Origin of the sequence: Nonomuraea sp. NPDC049709, from assembly GCF_040674815.1 — a bacterium.
In the GTDB taxonomy this organism is placed as follows: Bacteria; Actinomycetota; Actinomycetes; order Streptosporangiales; family Streptosporangiaceae; genus Nonomuraea.
Genome location: NZ_JBFANM010000007.1, coordinates 177,601 through 200,583 on the forward strand (window position 1 = coordinate 177,601; position 22,983 = coordinate 200,583).

The window sequence follows — 22,983 nt, forward strand, 5'->3', positions numbered from 1 at the left end:
TACGGTTGCCGGGGTAGACCGTATGCTGTACGGTACGCCGTACGATTTCGAGGAGGCGGCATGTCAGCGGTGATAGCGCAGGGCCTGCGCAAGACGTACGGGGAGAAGGCGGCGCTGGACGGCGTCGATCTCGACGTGGGCCGGGGCACGGTCCACGGCCTGCTCGGTCCCAACGGCGCGGGCAAGACCACGGCCGTCCGCATACTGACCACGCTCCTGCGCCCCTCCGGCGGGCGTGCCGAGGTGGCCGGCTTCGACGTCGCCACCCAGCCCCGCCAGGTGCGCCGCAGCATCGGCCTGGTCGGCCAGCACACCGCGGTGGACGAGCTGCTGACCGGCCGGCAGAACCTGGAGCTCTTCGGCCGCCTCTACCACCTGGGCGCCGCCGCGGCCCGGGCCAGGGCGGTCGAGCTGCTGGAGCAGTTCGGCCTGGAGCACACGGGGCCGGCCAAGGAGTACTCCGGCGGCATGCGCCGCAGGCTCGACCTGGCGGCGAGCATGATCCTGGCCCCGCCGGTGCTGTTCCTGGACGAGCCGACGACGGGGCTCGACCCGCGCAGCCGGGCGGAGATCTGGCGCGCCGTGCGCGACCTGGTGTCCCGTGGCACCACGGTGCTGCTGACCACCCAATACCTGGAGGAGGCCGACCAGCTCGCGGACCGGATCTCGGTGATCGACGCGGGCCAGGTGGTGGCCGAGGGCACGCCCGACGAGCTCAAGTCCAAGCTCGGCGGCGACCGGCTCGACGTGGTCGTCCACGACCCGGAGCGGCTGGCGGAGGCGGCCGGCATCGTCGCGAGCGTGGCGGCGAGCCCGGCGGAGGTCGACCCGGACACCAGGCACGTGAGCGCGCCGGTGAGCGAGCGGGTGCAGGCGCTCACGGAGGTGCTCACGGCCCTCGCGGCGGCCGGGATCGAGGCCGAGGACGTCGCGGTGCGCCGCCCGACCCTCGACGAAGTGTTCCTCAACCTCACCAACGCCGGAGGAGGCGCCAAATGACCGCCGTATCGCTTCGATGGGCCCTGGCCGACGGCTGGACGGTCGCCCGCCGGGACCTGATCCACTGGGCCAACCAGCCCATGACCGTGGTGTTCGGCGTGGTCTTCCCCGTCGTCATCACCCTGGCCTTCGGCTACCTGTTCGGCGGTGCGGTGAAGGTGCCGGCCGGGGCGGACTACTTCGCCTTCCTCATGCCCGGCATGTACGGCATGACGATGCTCTTCGGCCTGAGCGCCACCATGATCGCCGTCACCACCGACGCCTCCAAGGGCGTCACCGACCGATTCCGCTCCATGCCCATGGCGCCGTCCGGCGTCCTCATCGGCCGGGCCATCGCGGACCTGCTCAACTCGGTGCTGATCCTGGCCGGCCTGCTGGCCTGCGGCCTGGCCGTCGGCTGGCGCCCGGCCACCCTCAGTGGCGCGCTCGCCGCCGTGGGCCTGCTGCTGCTCCTGCGCTTCTCGCTGCTGTGGATGGGCATCTACCTGGGCCTGCTCACCAAGGACCCGGGCGGGGTGGTGGCGGTGCAGACGCTGGAGTTCCCGATCGGGTTCCTGTCGAACGCCTTCGTCGCGCCCGCCACCATGCCGGGATGGCTGGGCGCGGTCTCGGAGTGGAACCCGCTGTCGTCGACGGTGGCGGCCACCAGGGAGCTGTTCGGGAACCCGGGGTGGGGCGGGGAGTCGTGGGTGGCCCAGCACGCGGTGCTGATGGCCGTGCTGTGGCCGGTGGCGATCACGGTCGTCTTCTTCGTCCTGTCGGTCCGCCTCTACCAGCGCCTCGACCGCTGACAGCGCCGCCTGCGGAGCCCTGGCGCCGACCTCACTACTATGGATCTGTTCTGTACAGAACACTTCTATAGTGCACATCAAGGAGGCTGTGCAGTGTGGAGGCTGGAGATCGACGACAGCGTGCTGGCGGAGATCTTCGACGAGCCCGGTGAGATGGAGGAGATCCGCCGGCGCGCGGCGCGCAGGGTCGCCGGGCTGCGCTTGGGGGAGATCCGGAAGAGGATGGGGCTGACGCAGCAGGTCGTGGCCGAGCGGATGGGCGTGAGCCAGAAGCGCGTCTCCGCGATCGAGTCCGCCATGCTCCCCAATATCAAGGTCTCCACGCTGGCGGCCTATGCCGAAGCCCTGGGCGGGAGCCTGGATGTGTCCATCGACATCGACGATCTTCATCTGACGGTGGCTTGAGCGGGCGCCGTGGGGGTCACCTGTGCCGGTGGAACTCCACGGGTTCCGGGGCGAGCGGGGTGTTGCCGAGGATGAGGTCGGCGGACTTCTCGGCGAGCATCATGACCGGGGCGTATATGTTGCCGTTCGTGACGTACGGCATGGCCGAGGCGTCCACGACGCGCAGCCCGTCCACGCCGTGCACGCGCATCGTGTCGGGGTCCACGACCGACAGCTCGTCGGTGCCCATCCGGCAGGTGCACGACGGGTGCAGGGCCGTCTCGCCGTCCTTGGCGACCCAGGCGAGGATCTCCTCGTCCGTACGGACCTCCGGGCCGGGGGAGAGCTCGCCCCCGTCCAGGTCCGCCCACGCGGGCTGGGACAGGATGGCGCGGGCGTGCCTGATCGCCTCCACCCACTCCCGGCGGTCCTGCTCCGTGGACAGGTAGTTGAAGCGCAGGGCGGGCTTGTGGCGCGGGTCCGTGGAGGTGATGCGGACCGAGCCGCGGGCGTCGGAATACATCGGACCGATGTGCACCTGGTAGCCGTGGCCGCCCGCCGGGGCGGAGCCGTCGTAGCGAACCGCGATCGGCAGGAAGTGGAACATCAGGTTCGGGTACGCCACCTCGTCGTTCGAGCGGATGAAGCCGCCCGCCTCGAAGTGGTTCGTGGCCCCCGGCCCGCGCCTGCGGAAGAGCCAGTCGGCGCCGATGAAGGGGCGGCGCCACAGGGCCAGGGAGGGCTGCTGGGAGACCGGCTGCCGGCAGGCGTGCTGCACGTAGACCTCCAGGTGGTCCTGGAGGTTCTCGCCCACGCCGGGCAGGTCGTGGACCACCTCGACGCCCAGGGGCTCCAGCAGGGCTCTCGGGCCCACGCCCGAGAGCTGCAGGAGCTGCGGGGTGTTGATGGCGCCGCCGCAGAGGATGACCTCCGCGGCCTCGATGCGCTCGCCGCCGCACATGACGCCGACCGCGCGGGTGCCCTCGAAGAGCACCTTCTCGACCAGGGCCCGGGTTCGGACCTTCAGGTTGGGCCGGTGGCGTACGGGGTGCAGGTACGCGCGGGCGGCGCTGAGCCGGCGGCCGCGGTGGACGTTGCGGTCGAAGGCGGCGAAGCCCTCCTGGCGGTAGCCGTTCACGTCGTCGGTCAGTGGGTGGCCCGCCTGCTGGACCGCCTCGAAGAACGCCTCGAACAGCGGTCCGCGGGCGGGGCCGCGCTCCAGCTTCAGCGGGCCGTCGCCGCCCCGGAAGGTCGTCCCGGGGTCGGCCAGGCAGTTCTCCATCCGCTTGAAGTAGGGCAGGCAGTGCGCGTAGTCCCAGTGCTTCATGCCGGGATCGGCGGCCCAGCGCTCGTAGTCGAGCGGGTTGCCGCGCTGGAAGATCATGCCGTTGATGCTGCTGGAGCCGCCCAGCACCTTGCCGCGGGCGTGGTAGATGCGCCGCCCGTTCATGTGCGGCTCGGGCTCGGACTCGTACTTCCAGTCGTAGAAGCGGCTGCCGATCGGGAACATCAGCGCGGCCGGCATGTGGATGAACACGTCCCACAGGTAGTCGGGGCGGCCCGCCTCCAGCACCAGCACCGAGGTCGAAGGATCGGCGCTGAGCCGGTTGGCCAGGGCGCAGCCGGCCGAGCCGCCGCCCACGATGACGAAGTCGAACCTCAACGGGGGATCCAGTCCTTCCACACGATCTTGTTCTCCTCCACCCACCGCTTGGCGGCCTGCTCGGCGCTCATCTTCTCGTTGATCATGTCACTGGCCACGGCGTTCTGGTCGTCGTTGGTCCAGTTGAAGTTGCGCACCAGCTCGTACGCCCGCCCGCCGGTCTGGGCGAACCGCTTGCTGACGATCTTGTCCAGCAGGTACGGCGGGTAGTCGCAGGCCACCCTCGCCGGGTTGTCGTCGCAGCCGACGGCATAGGGCGGCAGCGCGATCTTGACGAGTTTGGTCTTGGTGAACAGCCATTGCGGCTCGTAGAAATACATGAGCAGCGGTGTCCGATTCTTCGTCGCGGCCTGGGCGGCCTTGATCAACGCGTCCTCGCTGCCCGAGTAGACGACCTTGTAATTGAGCCTGAGGTTCTTGACGAGTGCCTCGTCATTCGTGACGAAGGTCGGATCTCCGTCCAGAACCTGTCCGGCATTTCCGGTTTTTTCGGTCCGGAATAGGTGTGCGTACTTATTGAGGTTTCGGTAGTCCGTAATGTCGGGGTATTTTTTGGCCATCCACTCGGGCACGTACCACCCGATGACGCCCTTGTTCCCCGTGAGGCCCGCCGAGAGGGCGACCCCCTTCTCCTCGATGTAGGTCTTCTTCCAGTCGTTGTGGCCCCAGCTTTCGACGATCACGTCGACCTTGCCGGATTCGAAATCCCGCCAGGACTGGTCCTCTTTCACGGGCCGCTTGTTCACCTTGTAGCCCAGCTCGTACTGGAGCAGGTGCGCCAGCACGGCGGCCTGGGCCTCGTACCCCACCCAGGCGTGGACGTCGATGTTGACGGTCCCCTTGGACTGCGTGCTGGTACCGGGCTCCGCGCTGGAGCAGGCCGTCAGTAACAGGGCCGCGACGAGCGGCCCGGCGAGCGTCTTCGTTCGGGTCATGAGAGGTCTCCGGGACCGCGGCCCCAGGGGCGGGGCCGCGGTCGAGAGGGGTTACTTGGGGATCCAGGCCTGCCACTTGGCGGTGTTGGCCTCGACCCACTTCTTGGCGGCTTCCTCGCCGGTCATGCCGTTGTTGGTCATGTCGTCGGCGACGGCGTTCTGGTCCTCGTTGGTCCAGTTGAAGTTCTTGACCAGCTCGTACGCCTTCCCGCCGGTCTGCGCGAACTTCGTGCTCACGATCTTGTCGAGGTCCATCTCCGGGTAGTCGCAGGCGACCTTCTTGGGGTCGGCGTCGCAGCCCTCGGTGTAGGCGGGCAGGTTGACCCGGACCAGTTCGGTCTTGCTGAACAGCCAGTGCGGGTCCCAGAAGTAGAACAGCAGCGGCTTCTTCTGCTCCTGTGCCTGCTGGGCGCCCTTGATCAGGGCCGCCTCGCTGCCGCCGACGACGACCTTGTAGTTCAGCTTGAGGTTCTTGATCAGGGCTTCCTCGTTGCTGACGTACGACGGGTCGCCGAACAGCAGCTGGCCCTTGCCACCGGACTCGGAGGTCTTGAAGAGCTCGGCGTACTTGTTGAGGTTCTTGTAGTCGGTGATGTCGGGGTGCTCGTCGGCCATCCACTTGGGGATGTACCAGCCGATGACGCCCTTGTTGCCGGTCGAGCCGGCCACCTGCGCGGTCTTCTTCTCGTCGATGAACTGCTTCTTCAGGTCGGGGTGACCCCAGTTCTCGATGATGACGTCGACGTCGCCGGTCTCGAAGCCCTCCCAGGCCAGCTGCTCCTTGATCTCGGGCAGCTCGACGTTGTAGTTGAGCTCGTTCTTCAGCAGGTACGCGACGACGTTCGCGCTGGCCTCGTAGCCCACCCACGGGTTGATCGCGATCTTCACCGTGCCGGCGGGGCCGGCGGAGGCGCTGGCGCCGGCCGCCGGGGCGGAGGCGCTGGGGGAGGTCTCGACTGTGGCTCCGCCGCAGCCTGCGGCGGCGAGCCCAAGGGCGAACAGGCCTGCGAGCAGGCGAATCTTCATGTGGACTTCCTCTTTCGGGGGGAAGGGCGCCTGTCGGCGCCCTGCGTGATGCGGTCGAGCATGACTCCGAGGAGCACGGTCGCGATGCCCGCGACGAACCCCATGCCGAAGTCGGTCCTCTGGGAGAACCCGGTGACCACGTCGTAGCCGAGGGCCCCCGCCCCGACCAGGCCACCGACGACCACCATGGCCAGCGTCATCACGATGCCCTGGTTGGCCGCGAGCAGGATGGCCCGCCTGGCCATGGGCAGCTGTACCTTCCACAGGAGCTGGCGGGGGGTGGAGCCGGCCGAGGTGGCTGCCTCGACGACCGTGGCGGGCACGGCCTTGATGCCGTCCTCGACCAGGCGGACCACCGGCGGCACCGCGTAGATGATCGAGGCGAAGATCGCGGTGAACCGGGTGGTCTCGAACAGGGCCAGGGCCGGCAGCAGGTACACGAACGCGGGCATCGTCTGCGCGGCGTCGAGCAGCGGCCGCTGCACGGCCGAGTAGCGCGGCGAGCGGGCCGCGGCCACCCCCAGGAACAGGCCGATGACCAGCGTGACCAGCACCGCGACGGCGACCGTGGTCATCGTCTGCATCGTGTGCTCCCACACGCCGAGCAGCGCGATCGCCAGCAGGCAGCCCAGCGCGATCAGCGCCGGCCGCGTGCCGCTGACCCGCCAGGCGACCGTCAGCACGGCGAGCGCGACCAGCCACCACGGGGCCGAGGTGAGCAGCGACTCCAGCGGGTTGAGCAGCGCGTACGAGGTCACGTCCTTGATGAACGTGGTCACCGCGTACCAGTTGGTCTCGGCCCACCGTACGGCGGTGTTGACCTCGGCCACCACGTTGACGGTGAGGTTCTCCGGCCAGACCTTCGGCAGCACGGGGATGAGCGCCAGCCCGGCGGCGGCCAGCGCGCCGGCCGCGACGAGGTCGGCCCGGGCGATCCTGGCGTGCGGGTCGCGGTGGGCGAGCGCCATCATCATCCGGTCGAGCATCACGGCCATGATCACGATGGCGATGCCGGCCGGCAGCATGAGGCCGACCTGGGCCCGGGACAGGCCGAGCAGGATGTTGCTGCCCAGGCCGGGGGCCGCGATCAGGTTCGCGATGACGACCATGGACAGCGCCATCATGATCGTCTGGTTGACGGCCAGCGCCATCGTGGACCTGGCCAGCGGCAGGTAGACCTTGAACAGCGTCTGGCGTCCCGTCGCGCCGAGGGAGGCGGACGCCTCGACCGCCGTGGGGGAGACCCCGGAGATGGCCAGAGCGGTGATGCGGATGGCGGGCGGGATGGCGTAGATCATCGTCGCGATGGCGCCGGCCGGCGCGCCGATGTGGAAGAACAGCGCGAGCGGCGCCAGGTACGCGAACGTCGGCATGATCTGCATGACGTCCAGCACCGGCGTGATCGCCCGCCGCACACGTACGGAGAGCCCGGCCCAGACGCCCAGCGGGATCCCGATCGCCAGCGACAGCAGCACCGCCACCCCGACCAGGGCGAGCGTGTCCACGCTCGACTCCCACAGCCTCAGCACGCCGAACGCGCTCACGCTCCCGACCGCCAGCAGCGCGATCCGCCAGCCGCCGGCCAGCCACGCCAGCGCCCCCAGGACGCCGGTGATGCCGGGCCAGCCGAGCGCGTACAGGGCGGACTGGAACAGGTCGTAGAGCGAGCCCACGCCGAGCCGGATGTAGTTGAGGAAGTACAGGAAGAGCGGGTTGTCGTTGCGGTGGTCGTCGATCCACTCGCGCAGCTCGGTGACGGCCAGGAACTGCGGCGCCTCCTTGTCGTGCGGCAGCGTCCCGGTGCCCTGGAAGACCAGGTACGCCACCACGAACAGCACCGCCACCCCGGCCGGGGCCGCCCACCTCGGTAACCCGAGCCTGGAGGGCGTGGTGACGGCCGTGCTGCTCATGTGCCCGCCCTGGCGCCGACGTCCTGGCCCGCCAGGAAGGCGAGCAGGTCCACCCGGTCCACGACGCCCACCAGCTCGTCGCCGTCCACGACCCTGATCGGCCGGGAGGAGGCGGAGGCCACGCCGATGGCGTCCTTGATGATCGTGTCGACCGGTAGCTCGGGCCCGTCCAGCGGCTCGCCGGGCTCGGGGTCACGGCAGATCCAGCGCAGGCTCAGCACGTGGCTCCTGGGCACGTCGCGGACGAAGTCGGCCACGTAGTCGTCGGCCGGCGCGCCCACCAGCTCCTCGGCCGTGCCGAGCTGCACGATCGAGCCGGCCCGCATGATCGCGATCCGCTCGCCCAGCTTGAGCGCCTCCGAGAGGTCGTGCGTGATGAACACCATCGTCTTGCCGACTTCCCGGTGCAGCCGGATCACCTCGGCCTGCATGTCGCGCCTGATCAGCGGGTCGAGCGCGCTGAACGGCTCGTCGAACAGCATCACCTGCGGGTCCACGGCCAGCGCCCTGGCCAGGCCGACGCGCTGCTGCATGCCGCCGGACAGCTGGTCGGGGTAGGCGTCGGCGTGCCCGTCGAGGCCGACGAGCGAGAGGATCTCCCCGGCCCGCCGGTGCCTGTCGGCCCTGGCGGTGCCCTGGATCTCCAGCCCGTATGCCACGTTGTCGATCACCTTGCGGTGCGGGAGCAGGCCGAAATGCTGGAAGACCATGCTGACCTGGTGCCGGCGGATCTCGCGGAGCCGGGTGGGCGTGGCCGCGACGATGTCCTCGCCGCCGATCGTGATCCGGCCCGCGCTCGGCTCGATGAGCCGGGTCAGGCAGCGTACGAGGGTGGACTTGCCGCTTCCCGACAGGCCCATGACCACGAAGACCTCGCCGGGGCGCACCTCGAAGCTCACGTCCCGGACGGCGGCCGTGCAGCCCGTTCTCTCCCTCAGCGCCGCGGGTTCGAGATGTCTGTCCTCGCTGTCCAGCACCTTTTGTGCCCTGGTTCCGAAGATCTTCCAAAGGCCCGCAACGGTGATAGCCGCGCTGTCGGGAGAATCTCCCACACTCGCCTCCTCGTTTTGCCGTCGCTCAACATATGTCGGGAATAGCGAGATTCTCAACGCCGTGACCCTCTGGAGACCGGGGTGCGCCTCGGACGTTACTCGTTTGGAACGAGCCAATCCCCCATTAGAGGACATTTATTCTGTTAAAGGTTTATTTCGTGCTCTCCCCGCTTCCGTCATGGAGCGCCAGGTTCTATCCTCAGGAGCCACGCGAACCAACTTTTGTCGCGTTATGTTCGCTTGGCCACAAGCCATGGGATGTGTTCCAATTACCGGCACTTGCCGATTTCCCCAGGGCACAGACTTCACATATACGCCGATTCGGGCGAGGTGCGTTCGGTGACTACAGAGCTCGGCGTCAGGCAGGCCAGCGAGGGCGGCTGGCGCCTGCGCAATTGGCGTGTCCGGGCGCGACTCGTGGCCCTCATCCTCATCCCGACGGCCGCCGCCGTGCTGCTGGGCGGTGTCCAGGTGCTCGCCTCGACGTCGGCGGCGGGGGACTACGCGCGGACGAACCAGTTCGCCACGCTCTCCGCCGAGCTCGGCGGGCTCACCCACCTGGTCTCCGCCGAACGCGCCAGGACCGCCTGGTACATCGCACGGAACCGGCCGGCCGCGGGACTGGCCGAGGTGCAGGCCCAGATGGAGCAGGTGGACCAGTCGGCCAGGGAGGTGCGCGGCATCGCCCAGCAACTGCTGACCGACTCCACCGGACGTACCGCGGACCAGATCGAGAGCCTGCTCAACCGCCTGAACGACCTGACCGCCCTGCGCGAGCAGGCGCTGGAGGCCAACCTGCTGCCCGGCCCGGCCGTCGAGCTCTACACCACGGTGATCAACGACCTGCTCTCCGTGCACAACGAGCTGGTCAAGGGCAGCGTGGACGACGAGCTGTTCCGCCAGACGAGCATGCTCGACAGTCTCGCCCGCGCCAAGGAGAGCATCTCCTACCAGCAGGCGCTGGTCACCGTCGTGCTCGTCGAGGGGGCGTTCGACCAGGAGCAGCTCAAGCGCTTCCTCGGGGAGCAGTCCCGGGAGGCCAACGAGCGCAAGGGCTTCGCCACCGAGGCCACCGCGGACGAGCGCCGCCTGTTCGACGAGACCGTCAACGGCAGGTCCGCCGACCGCATGTTGTTCCTGCGCGAGCTGGTGCTGATCAGGGCCACCGAGGGCCTGCCGCTGCGCGGCCTCGACCAGTCCAAGGAGGACGACGCCGCGGAGTGGTTCGACGCGACTAACGTGGTCGTCGACTCCATGCGCGAGGTCGAGCAGCGCCAGGCCCAGGGCATCGTGGACCGCAGCGAGGCGCTCAGCGCCGACGAGCGGCGGCAGGCGTTCGTGACCGCGGGCGCCGTGCTCGCGCTGCTCGTGGTCGTGCTGCTGATCACCACGGGCGTGGCCAGGTCCCTCGTACGCCCGCTGCGCCGCCTGCGCGGCGAGGCGCTGGAGATCGCCGGCAAGCGGCTGCCCGAGTTCGTGCAGCACCTGAGGGAGTCCCGCGACGGCGAGGTCGCCACCGAGGTGCCGCCGATCGGGATCTTCTCCAAGGACGAGGTGGGCGAGGTCGCGCGGGCCTTCGACGAGGTGCACCGCGAGGCCGTACGGCTGGCGGGCGACGAGGCCAAGCTGCGCTCCAACGTCAACGCCATGTTCGTCAACCTGTCCAGGCGCAGCCAGACGCTGGTCGAGCGGCAGCTCACGCTGATCGAGAAGCTGGAGCGCGGCGAGCGCGACGACGCCCGGCTGGGCGACCTGTTCAAGCTCGACCACCTGGCCACCCGCATGCGGCGCAACAGCGAGAACCTGCTCGTCCTGGCCGGCCAGGAGGCGGCGCGCAAGTGGAGCGAGCCGGTCGAGCTGATGGACATCGTGCGGGCGGCGCTCGGCGAGGTCGAGAGCTACGACCGGGTCAGCATCCAGATCGAGTCGGACGTCGCCATCGCCGGGCAGGCCGTCACTGACGTGGTGCACCTGCTCGCCGAGCTGGTCGAGAACGCGGTGTCGTTCTCCTCGCGGGACACCAAGGTCATCATCTCCAGCAGCCGCATCGACGGCGGCAGCCTGATGCTGTCGGTCACCGACCACGGCATCGGCATGAACCAGGACGAGCTGGCCGAGGCCAACTGGCGGCTGGCCAACCCGCCCGTCGTGGACGTGTCGGTGTCGCGGCGGATGGGACTGTTCGTGGTCGGGCGGCTGGCGCTGCGGCACAACATCCGGGTGCAGCTCCGGCGGCAGGACATCGGCGGGCTGACCGCCATGGTGCTGATCCCGCCCATGCTGCTCACCGAGGTGCCCGGCGCGATGGCCGCCGCCGGGCCGCGGCTCCAGGTGCCCAGGCAGGCCAACCCGCCGTCCTACCCGACGCAGCCGCCGGCTCGCCTGTCGGGGCCGCCGCCCGGGCATCCGTCGTTCGACGGCGTCACCCCGGCGCCCGAGCCGTCGTCCTGGTTCAGCTCGTCCCACAGCCACTCGATCGAGCAGCTCCCGCCTGACCTGACCGCGCCCCGGCCGTTCACCGACCTGACCCCGCCCGGCTCGTCGTCGTTCACGGACCTCGGGCCGTCGGGCTCGTCGTTCGCCGACCTCGGGCCGTCGGGTTCGTCGTTCGCGGACCTCGGCCCGTCCGGCTCGTCGCTCGCCGATCCGGGCACCCCGGGCACGTCGTTCCCCACGCCTTCCGCCTCCGGGAAGGACGAGTTCCTGCCGATCTTCGCCTCCATGGACGAGAGCAGCTGGTTCAGCAAGTCCGCGCCGACGGCGGACCACCGCGACGAGCCGTGGTCGTCTCCCGCCGACCAGGGCTGGCAGGCCGCCGGCGCGGCCACGGACCCCGCGCGGAGCGGCACCACGAACTCCGGCTTGCCGAAGCGGACGCCGAGAGCCAATCTGGTACCGGGCACCGCAACTCCGCAGCCGCCGCCCGTTCCCGCTCCTCCGGTGTCCCCCGATCGACTGCGTACCCGGCTGGCCAGCTACCAGCAGGGCGTGCGCAAGGGACGCGCCGAGCTCGAGGAGGATTCGTGAAGGAGCTGAGCCAGGCCGCCAGGGACATCAACTGGCTGGTCAGCGGCTTCGTCGAAGAGGTCCCCGGCGTGGCACACGCCGTGGTGGTCTCGGCGGACGGCCTGCCCATGGCCTTCTCCCGTGGCTTCCCGAAAGACCGCGCCGACCAGCTCGCCGCCATCGCGGCCGGGCTGGTGAGCCTCACGCAGGGCTCGGCGCGCGTGTTCGAGGGGGGCGGGGTGACCCAGACCCTCGTCGAGATGGAAAGGGGCCTGCTGCTGGTGATGTCGATCAGCGACGGGTCCTGCCTGGCGGTGCTGGCCGCACCCGACTGCGACATGGGCTTGGTCGCTTACCAGATGACGATCCTGGTCGAGCGCGCGGGGCAGGTGCTCACCCCTGCTGTGCGGGCGGAGCTGTCCGCCGCGCGCCCGTGGTGATGGGAGTGAACGTTGGCATCGTGGCACAACGGGGATCCGGAGCCCGAGCGAAGTTCGCTCGTCCGGATGTACGCCGTCACCGGCGGCAGAACGACTCCGCGCACTCAGCTCGCCATGGAGGCACTGGTATCGTCAGCCACCTCGGCACAGCTCGGTACGACGTACACGCGTGAATACCGCGCGATCAGCGAGCTGTGTCGGCAGGTTCGGTCCGTGGCGGAGATCTCCGCGCTGCTCAGCGTGCCCCTAGGGGTGGCGAGGGTGCTGGTCGCCGACATGGAGGCGGATGGGCTGGTCAAGGTGTACCAGCCGCAGCTGGATGCGGGCCTTCCTGACAGGGGCCTGCTCGAAAGGGTACTGAGTGGACTTCGCAGGCTCTAGTCGCCTCACCTCCACGAAGATCGTCGTGGCGGGCGGGTTCGGCGTGGGGAAGACCACGTTCGTGAAATCCGTGTCCGAGATCATGCCGCTGACCACCGAGGCGGTGATGACGGACGCCTCGGAGGGCATCGACGACCTCGGCCACACGCCGGGCAAGACCACCACCACCGTGGCCATGGACTTCGGGCGGCTCTCGCTCGACCACGAACTGATCCTCTACCTGTTCGGCACGCCGGGGCAGCACCGGTTCTGGTTCATGTGGGACGACCTCGTCCGCGGGGCCATCGGGGCCGTGGTGCTGGTGGACTCGCGGCGGCTGGCCGACAGCTTCCCCGCGGTGGACTACTTCGAGAACTCGGGGCTGCCGTTCGTGATCGGGCTCAACGGCTGGAACGGGGAGTTCCCGCACGTCGAGAGCGAGGTGCGGGAGGCGCTCACGCTCTCGGCGCACGTGCCGATCGTCCGTACGGACGCGCGTGCGCGGCAGGCGGTCAAGAACACCCTGATCACGCTCGTCGAGCACGCGCTGACCGTACGCTCCCACTGAGCCGTCGCCGCTACTGCGCCGACCACCAGTAGGCGGCCACCAGCTCCGCGACCAGCGTCTCCGTGAGCAGGGCCACGTCGGGGTCGTCGTCGTGGGCGTAGCGGATCGCCGCCGTGGCGGCCTTCACCTCGGCGCCCACGGTGATCACCGTGGACTCGCGCTCGCGTACCCAGTCCATGGCCTGGGCGTCGTAGCGGGAGCCGGGGAAGAGCAGCGCGCGGTAGTCGAGCGTCTTGGTGAGGTAGACGTCCACGTGCGACCAGTCGCCGCTCTCGCACGCGTCGGCCGGGCGGCGCGGGCCCTCGCGGAACATCAGCGCCGACTGCTCCGCCGACGACAGGCGCTCGGCGGGGGCGATCGTGTAGACGCCGTGCGGGCCGTCCAACAGCTCCATGGCCAGCGGGAGCCACTCGTCCCTGCGGTCCAGCAGGTCGGCGGTGGCCTCCGCCGCCCTGCCGACCAGGGCCGGGAGGTCGCGGTCGCGGCCCGTGAGCCTGGACTCCAGGGCGAGGAGGAGGGCCAGGGTGTGCTGGAACGTACGGCAGGCGACGCCGCCGCGCTCCTCGCCCGCCCCCATGTCGATCACCAGGTCGGCGGCCTCGGTGAGGGGCGAGCCGGGCCTGTTGGTGATCGCCGCCAGGTAGGCGGGGCCGCCCGCGTACCGTTCGGTGGCGTCGAGCGTCTCCCGGCTGGAACCGGTGGCCGAGATCGGGATGACCAGGGTGCCCTCTGCGGGCGGGAAGCTCGCGGCGGCGGAGGCGTACTCGGCGTGGGCGTTCACCCCGGCGGCGCGCAGGCGCAGGGCGGCCACCCCGGCGGCGTACCGGGAGCTGCCCATGCCCAGGAAGAGGACCCGGTCGAAGTCCCTGGGGAGTCCCTCGAACGGGTCCGCCGCCCGCAGCGAGCCGGCCAGGGTCGCCAGGGACTCCGGCTTGGACTCCAGGTCGGACAGGTAGAGCTCAGAATTCACGCGAAGTTCTCCTCGGGGTACCAGGTGTGCAGAACGCCCATGGGGGCGTAGCGCCAGCGGGGGAGGTGGCGGGCGGCGTAGATCAGCTCGCGGCACTCCTGCTCCACCTCGAACGGGCGGATCAGGCTCTCGTCGAGCAGGTCCGGCCCGCCCTGCTCGGACAGGCGGTGCCGGTAGGCGGCGAGCAGGGCGGCGCGGGCCCGCCTCGCCCAGCTCGCCGCCAGGTCGGGTGGGGTGCCGCGTCTCTTGATCGCCACCTGGGCGACGTGTTCGAGGCTCGTGGTGAGCTGGGCCACGTCCCTGGCCGGCGGCTGGTACGGGTCGGCGTCGGCGACGGTGGGGTTGCCGTCGAAGTCGATGACCGCGTAGCCGTCCCGCCACTTGAGGATCTGGCCCACGTGCAGGTCGCCGTGGATCCTGATCAGCGGGGTCGTGATGGGCTCCTTCAGCGCGGCCAGCTCCCGCCTGAGCGCCCCGGCCCGGCTCGCCAGCCACTCACCGTCCGGCCCGTCGGTCAGCGCGAGCGCCTCCGCGAGCGCTCCCTCCGCCCTGACCGCCGCACCACTTCCCGGCGACCGAGCGCCTTCCGGAGCGCCCGGGTTCGGCCGGAGACCGGGAAGGGGGTGGTCAGGGGCGGGGAGGGTGGAGAGGGCGAGGTGGAGGTCGGCGGTGAGGCGGCCGAGCTCCCGGGCGAAGCCCGTCGTGCCCGCCTCTGCCTCGTCCACGCACCACTCCCAGCCGTCCCGCGCCTGCGGCAGATACCCGGTGACCAACGCCAGCAGGTGCTCGCGCCCCCGCAACACGCCTGTCAGAGCCGCGTAAGGAGGCGCGGTGTCGTTGAAGCCCGCCTCAACGAGGTGAGCGAAGACCTCCGGAGCAGGGTGCGGCAGCGGTACGGGCGGGGTGAGCCACTTCACGACCACCCGCTCGCCCACCACCACCGAGTAGTTCGTCTGGTCCACGTGCGGTCCGAAATCACGTTCACCTGGGGCCCCAGTGTGGAGATCTTCAGGACCGTACGAGAAAGTGGGCAGCGGAAGGAAGCGCCGGACCCCGAAGGGCGGCGGCACCTCCCCCTCCAACAGCGCCAGGAGCGCGGTTGTGAGCCCGCGATCTCGGGCGGTGAGGGGCCTCTCACCGAGAGAGATCATGCGGCGACGTATTGAATCCCAATTCAACAGCTGGACCAAACTTCCAGGTAGCAATGTCAGCAAAAGTCTTGCTCATGTTGATTTGGGCTGCAACACTCCTGCTCTGGTCTGCTGTGTCCGGTAAGGTCGCGCGACCCCTCTTACATCACAAATTTCAGAAGGAGTAGCGGCCGTGTCCCGTACCCGGTTCACCCGTCGTCTCCCGGCCACCGTGGCGGTGGTCGGCCTCGCGCTTGCCGTCGCGGCGTGCGGCGGTGAGTCGTCGTCAAGCTCAGATGGCAGAACGGTGGCGGCCGACCAGCTCAAGCCAAACGCGGACCTGTCGCAGCAGACCCTGCAGATCACGGTCTGGGACGGCTACACCCCCAAGGAGCTTCCCGAGAAGGTCAAGGAGAAGCTCAAGGTCAAGGACCTGAAGGTGGCGCTGCACGACACCAACGAGGTCGCGATGACCAAGCTCACCGCTCCCGGTGACAGCGGCATCGACGTGGCGTTCGTGTCCGGCCAGTACGCCCAGGCGCTCAACGCGCAGGGACTGCTGGAGCCGATCCACCCCGAGCTGATTCCCAACCTGGCCAACCTCTACCCGGAGGCCACCCAGCTCTCCTACGACAAGGGCAACAAGTACTCGGTGCCCTACACCTGGGGCACCACCGGCATCTGCTACCGCAAGGACCTGGTGAAGAAGGTCCCGGACAGTTGGAACGATCTCCTCAAGCCCCCGGCCTGGGCCGAGAAGAAGGTCACCATGATGACCACCGAGCGCTGGCTGGCCCTGCCCGCGCTCAAGTCCCTCGGCTACTCGGTCAACACCGACAAGGACGAGGAGATCGAGAAGGCCCGCGAGCTCCTCATGGCGCAGAAGCCGCACCTGCTCACCTACGACGACACGACGTTCGGTGACCGCCTGACCTCCGGCGAGGCCGTCATGGTCGAGGCGTGGGACGGCTGGTGCCCGACCACGGACGAGAAGGGCAACATCGGCTTCGCCGTGCCGAAGGAGGGCAGCGACCTCTGGGTGGACACCATGGTGATCATGAAGTCCTCCAAGAACAAGGAGGCCGCGCACGCCCTGATCAACTACATCCTGGACCCCGAGATCCACAGCTGGGCGGCCGCGAACATCAACTACAAGGTCCCCAACAAGGCGGCCATGGAGAAGGTGAACCCGCCGAAGGGCTCGCTGCTCGGCATCCCGCCGGCCGAGCTGCTCGACGGTGAGTCGCTCATCGACCTCGGCCAGGCGTCCACGAAGTACACGCGTCTGTCGGCCGACGTCCAGGCGAAGTAGTTGTCGTTGTAGTGAAGTCTGAGGTCAAGGCCCGGCCGGTGTCCCGATCGCGGGGACGCCGGCTGGGCGCGTTCGTGTTCCTGGCCCCCGGGCTGACATACCTGCTCGTGCTGCTGCTGGTGCCGCTGGCGCTGGTGATGAGCTACACGGTCTTCCAGCGCGGGCGATTCGGCGGCGTGGTCTACGAGTTCACGACGGAGAACTTCGAACGCCTGGTGGACCCGCTCTACCTGAGCGTGGTCGGCAGCTCGCTGAAGATCGCCGCGGTGACGACGCTGATCGCGCTGCTGGTCGGCTACCCGACGGCGTACCTGATCGCCCAGCTCCCGCGTAAGTGGAAGACGATCGCGCTGGTCGCGATCGTGCTGCCGTTCTGGACGAACTTCATCATCCGCGTCTACGCCTGGATCATGCTGCTGAGCGGTCCCGGGCTGATCAACAGCGGGCTGAAGGTGTTCGGGCTCGGGCCGCTCGATCTGCTCTACAACGAGGGCGCGATCGTGGCGGGGCTGGTGTACTCGTACCTGCCGCTGATGGTGCTGCCGTTGTACGCCACGATCGAGAAGCTCGACCCGCAGCTCAGGGAGGCCTCGGCCAACCTGGGGGCGTCGGCGTTGACCACGTTCCGCAAGGTCACGCTGCCGCTCACGGTGCCGGGCGTGCTGACGGGGTGCCTGTTCGTGTTCGTGCCGAGCTTCGGCAACTTCGTCATCCCCGAGATGCTCGGCGGCAGCAAGTCGATCATGGTGGGCAACCTGATCCGCCAGCAGTTCCTGTCGGCGCGCGACTGGCCGTTCGGCTCCACGCTGGCGCTGGCCCTCATCGCGGTGCTGATCGTGCTGCTCGTCGCGCAGGCCTGGGTGGCGCGCCGTGCGTAGGTCCAAGCTGCTCTATGTCCCGTTCTGGGCCACGTACGCCTTCCTGTACCTGCCGATCATCGTGCTCGTCGTCATGTCGTTCAACGCCGGCGAATCGGCCTACAGCTACGAGGGGTTCAGCCTCAAGTGGTACGCCGAGCTGGCGGGGGACGAGCGGGTCCTGGGCGGCGTGGTCAACACGCTGATCGTGGCCACCGGGTCCACCGTGATCGCCACCGTGCTGGGCACGCTGCTGGCCGTCGGCCTGGCGAGGTACACCAGGTCCAAGACCCTCGACGCGGTCGCGCTGATGCCCGCCGTGCTGCCCGACCTGGTGCTGGCCATCGGGCTGCTGGTCTTCTACGGCATGATCCAGCTCACGCTCGGCCTCTACTCGGTGATCCTGGCCCACGGCGTGTTCGCGATGGCGTTCGTCGCGGCGGTCGTGCGTACCCGGCTGACCGGCGCCGACACCTCGCTGGAGGAGGCGTCGCGGGATCTGGGGGCCGGGCCGGTGGTGACGTTCATGAAGATCACGCTGCCGCAGCTCATGCCCGGCATCGTGGCCGGCGCGCTGCTGGCGTTCACGCTGTCGCTGGACGAGTTCGTGATCGCGTTCTTCACGATCGGCAACAGCGAGCCGACGCTGCCGATCGTCATCTACTCAATGATCCGTTTCGGGGTCACCCCGAAGATCAACGCGCTGGCGGCGATCCTGCTCCTCGTGAGCTTCACGGCGGTGATCGCCGGGCAGCGCCTGACCAAGATCGGGGAGTCACGTGCTCAAGATTGACGGGGTCAGCCGCAGGTTCGGGGACGTGACCGCGCTCGACAACGTTTCGCTGGAGATCGGCCAGGGCGAGTTCTTCGCGCTGCTGGGCCCGTCCGGCTGCGGCAAGACCACGCTGCTGCGCATCATCGCCGGGTTCGAGACGCCCGACGCGGGTGCCGTCAGCCTCGACGGTGACGACCTGCTGTCCAGGCCCCCGAACCGGCGGCCGATCAGCCTCATGTTCCAGTCGTACGCGCTGTTCCCGCACATGTCCGTGGCCAAGAACGTGGCCTACGGGCTGGAGCGCGAGGGCCTGCCCAAGGGGGAGGTCAGGCAGCGCGTCGGCGAGGTGCTGGAGACGGTCGGGCTGACGGCGCACGCCGCCCGCAAGCCCGCCCAGCTCTCGGGCGGGCAGCGGCAGCGGGTGGCGCTGGCTCGTTCCATCGTCAAGCGGCCCCGGTTGCTGCTGCTCGACGAGCCGCTGTCGGCCCTGGACAAGAAGGTCCGCGCCGACATGCAGCTGGAGCTCAAGCGGCTGCAGCACGAGGTGGGCATCACGTTCGTGGTCGTCACGCACGACCAGGAGGAGGCCATGTCGCTGGCCGACCGCATCGCGGTCTTCGACAGCGGCTCCGTGCGCCAGGTGGACCAGCCGGTCGAGCTGTACGAGCGGCCGCGCTCGCCGTTCGTGGCCGACTTCGTCGGCGCCAACAACCTCTTCCGCGGCACCGCCAGCGGCCTCGACGGCATCAGGAGCGAGCAGTTCGGCATGTTGCCGGGCACGCCGCTGACGGAGCTGGCGGCGGGCGCCGAGGCGCTGCTGGCGGTGCGGCCGGAGAAGATCGAACTCGCCGAGGAGAACGCCACCAGGGGGCTGCCGGGCAGCGTCCTGGACGTCAGCTTCTACGGCGGTGTGTCACACCTGTCCGTGGAGGTGCCCGGCCACGCCAAGCCGGTCCTCGCCGCCGTCCAGGGCGCCAGCTCCGTACGGGCCGGGGCCAAGGTCAAGGTGCGCTGGGACGCCCAGGACGCGGTGATCATGGCAGTCGATCAGTGAGTCAGGTCGTTGCCCGTGGCCGCGCGGGCGTAGGAGAGGATCAGCTCGGCCGCCTCGGCCGGGCCGATCAGCGGGTGCCTGGCCGTGATGCGGTAGCCGTACGCGTCCTCCAGCGCCACCAGGTTGCGCGAGATCGTCAGCGAGTCGGCGCTCAGCCTGAACACCCCCAGCGCGGCCCCGGTGTCCAGGATCGCCTGGTACATCGACACCTGCCGGTCGTAGAGCGAGGTGAGCAGCACGCCGTAGACCCGGTTGCGGCCCGCGGCCCCGCCCAGCTCGTTGAGCAGCCGCACGTCGGGGTCGAGCGGCCCGGTGGGCAGCCCCGACCTGATCGTGACCACCAGCTTCTCGACGGGGTCGGTGATGGTGGCGAGCTGGCGCAGGCGCTGCTCGTAGAAGCGCTCCATGCCCGCGTGCTGGGCCTCGACCAGCAGCTCGCTGAGGTCGGGGTAGTGGTAGAGCACGGCGCCCGAGGTCAGACCTGCTTCCTCGGCGACGTGCGAGAGCTGTACACCGTCGATGCCGTGGCGGATGATGGCCCTGCGTGCGGCCTCGATCAAGTCGATGCGCCGGTCACTGCGGCTTTTGCGCTGAGCCACCACCACCACCTTCACTCGTTTGGCTGCTGTTCAGTTAGCCGTGACCATAGTGCCCTTAAGTTGACCTTCCCGCTAGATCCGTTTTTGAATTCCTCTTCAAATTGACGAGTTCCCCCGGAGTCTCGATGTCTCTCACGATCCTGTTCATGCCGGAAAGCGCCTACGGCCCCACCAACAACTCCATCGGCATCGGCGACATCCTGCGGCAGCGCGGGCACCGCGTCGTCTTCGCCGCCGAGGCGTCGTGGAAGGGCAAGCTCGAGGCGCTCGGTTTCGAGGAAGACCTGGTCGACCTCGCCCCCGCGCCCGAGGACGCCGAGGAGCAGGACCCCGGCCAGTTCTGGAAGGACTTCATCCGGGACACCGCGCCCGAATACCGCAAGAGCACGCGCGAGCAGCTCGAGACCGTCACCAAGCCCATCTGGGCCGAGCTGATCGAGGGCGCGAAATACTGCGAGCCGCAGCTCAAGGCCATCATCGAGCGGGTGAACCCGGACGTGATCGTCGAGGACAACGTGATTACGTTCCCGGCGCTGCTCACGGCGGGCAAGAAGTTCGTCCGGATCGTCTCGTGCAACCCGCTGGAGGTGCGCGGCGAGAACGTCGCGCCGGTCTTCTCCGGCCTGCCCGCCGACGACCGCTCCGAGTGGGACGCCTTCAAGGCCGAGTACGACCGCACCCACCGCGAGATCTGGACCGCCTTCAACGAGTGGTGCGTCGAGCAGGGCACCGAGCCGCTGCCCGACCTCGACTTCATCCACGAGGGCGACCTGAACCTCTACGTCTACCCGGAGATCCTCGACTACACCGACGCCCGCCCGCTGGGCCCCTCGTGGCACCGGCTGGACTCCTCGGTCCGAGAGACGGACGAGGACTTCACGCTGCCCTTCGAGCGCAGGAGCTCGCGACGAGAGAGCGACGAAGGAGCCAACGAGGAGCGAAGCGGGCGCGACCATGAGCACGAGCGTAAGGAGGGATCCCTGGTCTACTTCTCGCTCGGCTCGCTGGGCTCCTCCGACGTGGAGCTGATGCAGCGGGTGATCGACGTGCTCGCCACGACGCCGCACCAGTACATCGTCTCCAAGGGCCCGCTGCACGAGGAGATCAAGCTGGCCGACAACATGTGGGGCGCGGAGTTCCTCCCGCAGACTAAGATCATCCCACTGTGTGACTTGGTCATCACCCATGGCGGCAACAACACGACCACCGAGGCGCTGCACTTCGGCAAGCCGATGATCCTGCTGCCGCTCTTCTGGGACCAGTACGACAACGCCCAGAGGGTCGATGAGCTCGGTTACGGTGTCAGGCTCTCGACCTACACCTTCACCGACGAGGAGCTCACGGGGGCGGTCGCGCGCCTGCTCGGCGACACCGAGCTGCGGGCGGGGCTCGCCGCCGCGGGCGAGGAGATCCGGCGTCGCGACGGCCTGCGCAAGGCCGCCGACCTGATCGAGCAGCTCGGCCGGTAGCACGGCCCTGGTCCAGTAGCACGACCCCTGAGAGATGAAGTTTCCTGATGCGTGAACTGATCAACCCCGCCACCGGGCTCACCTGTGCCGAAATTCCGGACACGCCGGTGGAGGGCGTGGCGTCGGCCGTACGTGCGGCCCGCGCGGCGTACGAGGAGTGGTCCGAGACCACCCCGGCCGAGCGTGCTCGGCTGCTGCTGCGGCTGGCCGACCTCGTGGAGGCCGACGCCGAGGAGCTGACCAGGCTCGAGGTGGAGGAGACCGGCAAGCCGGCGGCGGTGTTCCGGGACGGCGAGCTGCCGTTCGCGGTGGACAACCTGCGCTTCTTCGCCGGCGCCGCCCGCTCGCTGGAGGGCACGGGGGCCGGGGTGTTCAGCCCCGGCTACACCTCGGTCATGCTGCGCCGTCCCGTCGGGGTGGTGGGGTCGATCGCGCCGTGGAACTTCCCGTTCGTGATGGCGGTCTGGAAGGTCGGCCCGGCCGTGGCCGCGGGCAACGCCGTGGTGATCAAGCCGGCCCCCCAGACGCCCCGTACGACGCTGCGGCTGGCCGAGCTGTTCGCCAAGGCGGGCGCGCCCGACAACCTCGTCCAGGCGATCACCGGCGCTGCCGAGGTGGGCCAGGCGCTGGTCACCGACCCCGGTGTGGACATGGTCAGCGTCACGGGCTCCACCGAGACCGGCCGCGCCGTGATGAACGGCGCGGCGGCCACGCTCAAGCGGGTCCACCTCGAGCTCGGCGGCAAGGCGCCGGCGCTGGTGTTCGAGGACGCCGACCTGGCGGAGATGGCGCGCGGCGTGGCCATGGGGGCGACGTACAACACCGGGCAGGACTGCACGGCGGCCACCCGGGTCTACGTCGCCAGGGAAATCTTCGGCGACGCCGTGGAGGCGATTCGGGCAACTCTTGCCAACATCACCGTCGGCGACCCCTGGGACCCGGCGACGGACATCGGCCCGCTGATCTCGTCCGCGCACCGGGACCGGGTGTACGGGTTCGTCTCGCGGTCCGGTGGGCGCGTGCTGCACGGCGGCTCCCCGATCGGGGGCTCCGGCTTTTTCTACCCTCCCACACTCGTGACCGACGTCGTACAGAACAGCGAGATCGTGCAGGGAGAGCTTTTCGGGCCGGTTCTGGTCGCGCTCCCGTTCGACGGTGAGGACGAAGCGGTCCGGCTGGCCAACGACACTAGATACGGCCTGGCCTCGTCGGTGTGGTCGCGCGACGTCGGCCGGGCCATGCGGGTCTCGCACCGGCTCGATGTGGGCGTGACGTGGGTCAACGATCACCTGCCCATCGCCAGCGAGGCGCCGCACGGCGGGGTGAAGGGCAGCGGGTTCGGCAAGGACATGAGCCAGGAGGCGGTGCAGGAATATTCGGTGACGCGGCACCTGATGGTGAAGCACGCGGCACCGGCCGAGCGGGATTCGTTCCGGCCCGCCTGAAGACGTGTACGGCGTTATGCCACCCAAAGTGCCTCTTTGGGTGGATGAGATGGGATATGTTCGGTTGGCCGATCTGGTACGGATTGTGTTCCAATTACCCAGCCGGACAGAATCCCATGCGCCCCACGCGTGTCTGATTTTCTTCGAGCACGTACCGGCGAGAGGTTGCGAAACTCAGTGAGGACGAAAGACCCCAGGCACACGAGGTCAGGGGAGTACACAGGCGGACGGTTCCGGC

21 protein-coding genes are annotated in these 22,983 nt (G+C 69.1%); 13 read left to right on the top strand and 8 right to left on the bottom strand.

The features are described from left to right. The first annotated feature begins 60 nt into the window (after positions 1-60). The 3 genes from AB0J69_RS09310 (at position 61) to AB0J69_RS09320 (ending at position 2,195) form a co-directional block, all read left to right on the top strand. On the top strand, positions 61-999 hold the full coding sequence (locus AB0J69_RS09310; protein WP_364114633.1) for an ATP-binding cassette domain-containing protein: 939 nt from the start codon (positions 61-63) through the stop codon (positions 997-999). After that, positions 996-1,790, top strand: a complete 795-nt coding sequence (locus AB0J69_RS09315) for an ABC transporter permease (RefSeq protein ID WP_364114635.1) — start codon at positions 996-998, stop codon at positions 1,788-1,790. Before AB0J69_RS09310 ends, AB0J69_RS09315 begins: the two co-directional genes overlap by 4 nt. A 93-nt stretch (positions 1,791-1,883) precedes the next feature. After that, positions 1,884-2,195 carry a helix-turn-helix transcriptional regulator gene (locus AB0J69_RS09320; protein WP_364114637.1) on the top strand — a complete coding sequence of 104 codons (312 nt, stop codon included), beginning with the start codon at positions 1,884-1,886 and terminating at the stop codon, positions 2,193-2,195. 16 nt (positions 2,196-2,211) lie between these two features. Here AB0J69_RS09320 and betA read toward each other — a convergent pair whose 3' ends face one another. The 5 genes from betA to AB0J69_RS09345 are packed head-to-tail and all read right to left on the bottom strand — an operon-like array spanning position 2,212 to position 8,733. Beyond that, on the bottom strand, positions 2,212-3,858 hold the full coding sequence (gene betA, locus AB0J69_RS09325; RefSeq protein ID WP_364114639.1) for a choline dehydrogenase: 1,647 nt from the start codon (positions 3,856-3,858) through the stop codon (positions 2,212-2,214). After that, a complete protein-coding gene (locus AB0J69_RS09330) occupies positions 3,834-4,772 on the bottom strand; it encodes an ABC transporter substrate-binding protein (protein ID WP_364114641.1) in 939 nt (312 codons plus the stop codon). Before AB0J69_RS09330 ends, betA begins: the two co-directional genes overlap by 25 nt. A gap of 51 nt (positions 4,773-4,823) precedes the next feature. Further along, on the bottom strand, positions 4,824-5,798 hold the full coding sequence (locus AB0J69_RS09335; protein ID WP_364114643.1) for an ABC transporter substrate-binding protein: 975 nt from the start codon (positions 5,796-5,798) through the stop codon (positions 4,824-4,826). Further along, positions 5,795-7,708: an ABC transporter permease subunit gene (locus tag AB0J69_RS09340; protein WP_364114645.1), complete on the bottom strand. Its 1,914-nt coding sequence runs from the start codon at positions 7,706-7,708 to the stop codon at positions 5,795-5,797. Before AB0J69_RS09340 ends, AB0J69_RS09335 begins: the two co-directional genes overlap by 4 nt. Next, the gene (locus AB0J69_RS09345) at positions 7,705-8,733 is read right to left on the bottom strand and encodes a glycine betaine/L-proline ABC transporter ATP-binding protein (protein ID WP_364114736.1); all 1,029 of its coding nucleotides are present in this window, start codon (positions 8,731-8,733) and stop codon (positions 7,705-7,707) included. Before AB0J69_RS09345 ends, AB0J69_RS09340 begins: the two co-directional genes overlap by 4 nt. Positions 8,734-9,099: 366 nt before the next feature. On the opposite strand from AB0J69_RS09345, the gene AB0J69_RS09350 reads away from it, so the two are divergent. The 4 genes from AB0J69_RS09350 to AB0J69_RS09365 all read left to right on the top strand — a co-directional run bounded on the left by AB0J69_RS09350 (position 9,100) and on the right by AB0J69_RS09365 (position 13,134). Beyond that, positions 9,100-11,787, top strand: a complete 2,688-nt coding sequence (locus AB0J69_RS09350; protein WP_364114647.1) for a nitrate- and nitrite sensing domain-containing protein — start codon at positions 9,100-9,102, stop codon at positions 11,785-11,787. Beyond that, positions 11,784-12,206 carry a roadblock/LC7 domain-containing protein gene (locus AB0J69_RS09355; protein ID WP_364114649.1) on the top strand — a complete coding sequence of 141 codons (423 nt, stop codon included), beginning with the start codon at positions 11,784-11,786 and terminating at the stop codon, positions 12,204-12,206. The genes AB0J69_RS09350 and AB0J69_RS09355 overlap by 4 nt, the downstream gene beginning before the upstream one ends. Before the next feature lie 66 nt (positions 12,207-12,272). Further along, on the top strand, positions 12,273-12,587 hold the full coding sequence (locus AB0J69_RS09360; RefSeq protein ID WP_364114651.1) for a DUF742 domain-containing protein: 315 nt from the start codon (positions 12,273-12,275) through the stop codon (positions 12,585-12,587). Next, complete coding sequence (locus AB0J69_RS09365) at positions 12,568-13,134, top strand: ATP/GTP-binding protein (RefSeq protein WP_364114653.1); 567 nt, start codon at positions 12,568-12,570, stop codon at positions 13,132-13,134. Before AB0J69_RS09360 ends, AB0J69_RS09365 begins: the two co-directional genes overlap by 20 nt. Positions 13,135-13,144: 10 nt before the next feature. On the opposite strand, the gene AB0J69_RS09370 is transcribed toward AB0J69_RS09365, so the two are convergent. Both AB0J69_RS09370 and AB0J69_RS09375 read right to left on the bottom strand, forming a co-directional pair. Continuing rightward, positions 13,145-14,104 (bottom strand): SIS domain-containing protein, encoded by a 960-nt coding sequence (locus tag AB0J69_RS09370; protein ID WP_364114655.1) that lies wholly within the window; start codon positions 14,102-14,104, stop codon positions 13,145-13,147. Further along, positions 14,101-15,066, bottom strand: coding sequence for a hypothetical protein (locus AB0J69_RS09375; RefSeq protein ID WP_364114657.1), 966 nt, complete (start codon positions 15,064-15,066; stop codon positions 14,101-14,103). The genes AB0J69_RS09370 and AB0J69_RS09375 overlap by 4 nt, the downstream gene beginning before the upstream one ends. Positions 15,067-15,427: 361 nt before the next feature. Here AB0J69_RS09375 and AB0J69_RS09380 point away from each other — a divergent pair, with 361 nt between their 5' ends. Genes AB0J69_RS09380 through AB0J69_RS09395 form a run of 4 tightly spaced genes read left to right on the top strand, consistent with a single transcriptional unit; the run spans position 15,428 to position 19,232 of the window. Then, positions 15,428-16,546: a spermidine/putrescine ABC transporter substrate-binding protein gene (locus tag AB0J69_RS09380; protein WP_364114659.1), complete on the top strand. Its 1,119-nt coding sequence runs from the start codon at positions 15,428-15,430 to the stop codon at positions 16,544-16,546. An 11-nt stretch (positions 16,547-16,557) separates the two neighbouring features. Then, positions 16,558-17,424, top strand: coding sequence for an ABC transporter permease (locus AB0J69_RS09385; RefSeq protein ID WP_364114661.1), 867 nt, complete (start codon positions 16,558-16,560; stop codon positions 17,422-17,424). Continuing rightward, complete coding sequence (locus tag AB0J69_RS09390; RefSeq protein ID WP_364114663.1) at positions 17,417-18,196, top strand: ABC transporter permease; 780 nt, start codon at positions 17,417-17,419, stop codon at positions 18,194-18,196. The genes AB0J69_RS09385 and AB0J69_RS09390 overlap by 8 nt, the downstream gene beginning before the upstream one ends. Beyond that, positions 18,183-19,232, top strand: coding sequence for an ABC transporter ATP-binding protein (locus AB0J69_RS09395; protein WP_364114665.1), 1,050 nt, complete (start codon positions 18,183-18,185; stop codon positions 19,230-19,232). Before AB0J69_RS09390 ends, AB0J69_RS09395 begins: the two co-directional genes overlap by 14 nt. Here the strand turns inward: AB0J69_RS09395 and AB0J69_RS09400 are convergent. Further along, a complete protein-coding gene (locus tag AB0J69_RS09400; RefSeq protein ID WP_364114667.1) occupies positions 19,226-19,831 on the bottom strand; it encodes a TetR family transcriptional regulator in 606 nt (201 codons plus the stop codon). The two genes, AB0J69_RS09395 and AB0J69_RS09400, sit on opposite strands and share 7 nt — an antisense overlap. 125 nt (positions 19,832-19,956) lie before the next feature. On the opposite strand from AB0J69_RS09400, the gene AB0J69_RS09405 reads away from it, so the two are divergent. Both AB0J69_RS09405 and AB0J69_RS09410 read left to right on the top strand, forming a co-directional pair. After that, positions 19,957-21,300, top strand: a complete 1,344-nt coding sequence (locus AB0J69_RS09405; protein WP_364114669.1) for a nucleotide disphospho-sugar-binding domain-containing protein — start codon at positions 19,957-19,959, stop codon at positions 21,298-21,300. A gap of 47 nt (positions 21,301-21,347) precedes the next feature. Next, entirely contained in the window at positions 21,348-22,745 is a 1,398-nt protein-coding gene (locus AB0J69_RS09410; RefSeq protein ID WP_364114671.1) for an aminobutyraldehyde dehydrogenase, read from the top strand. The last annotated feature ends 238 nt before the right edge of the window (positions 22,746-22,983 follow it).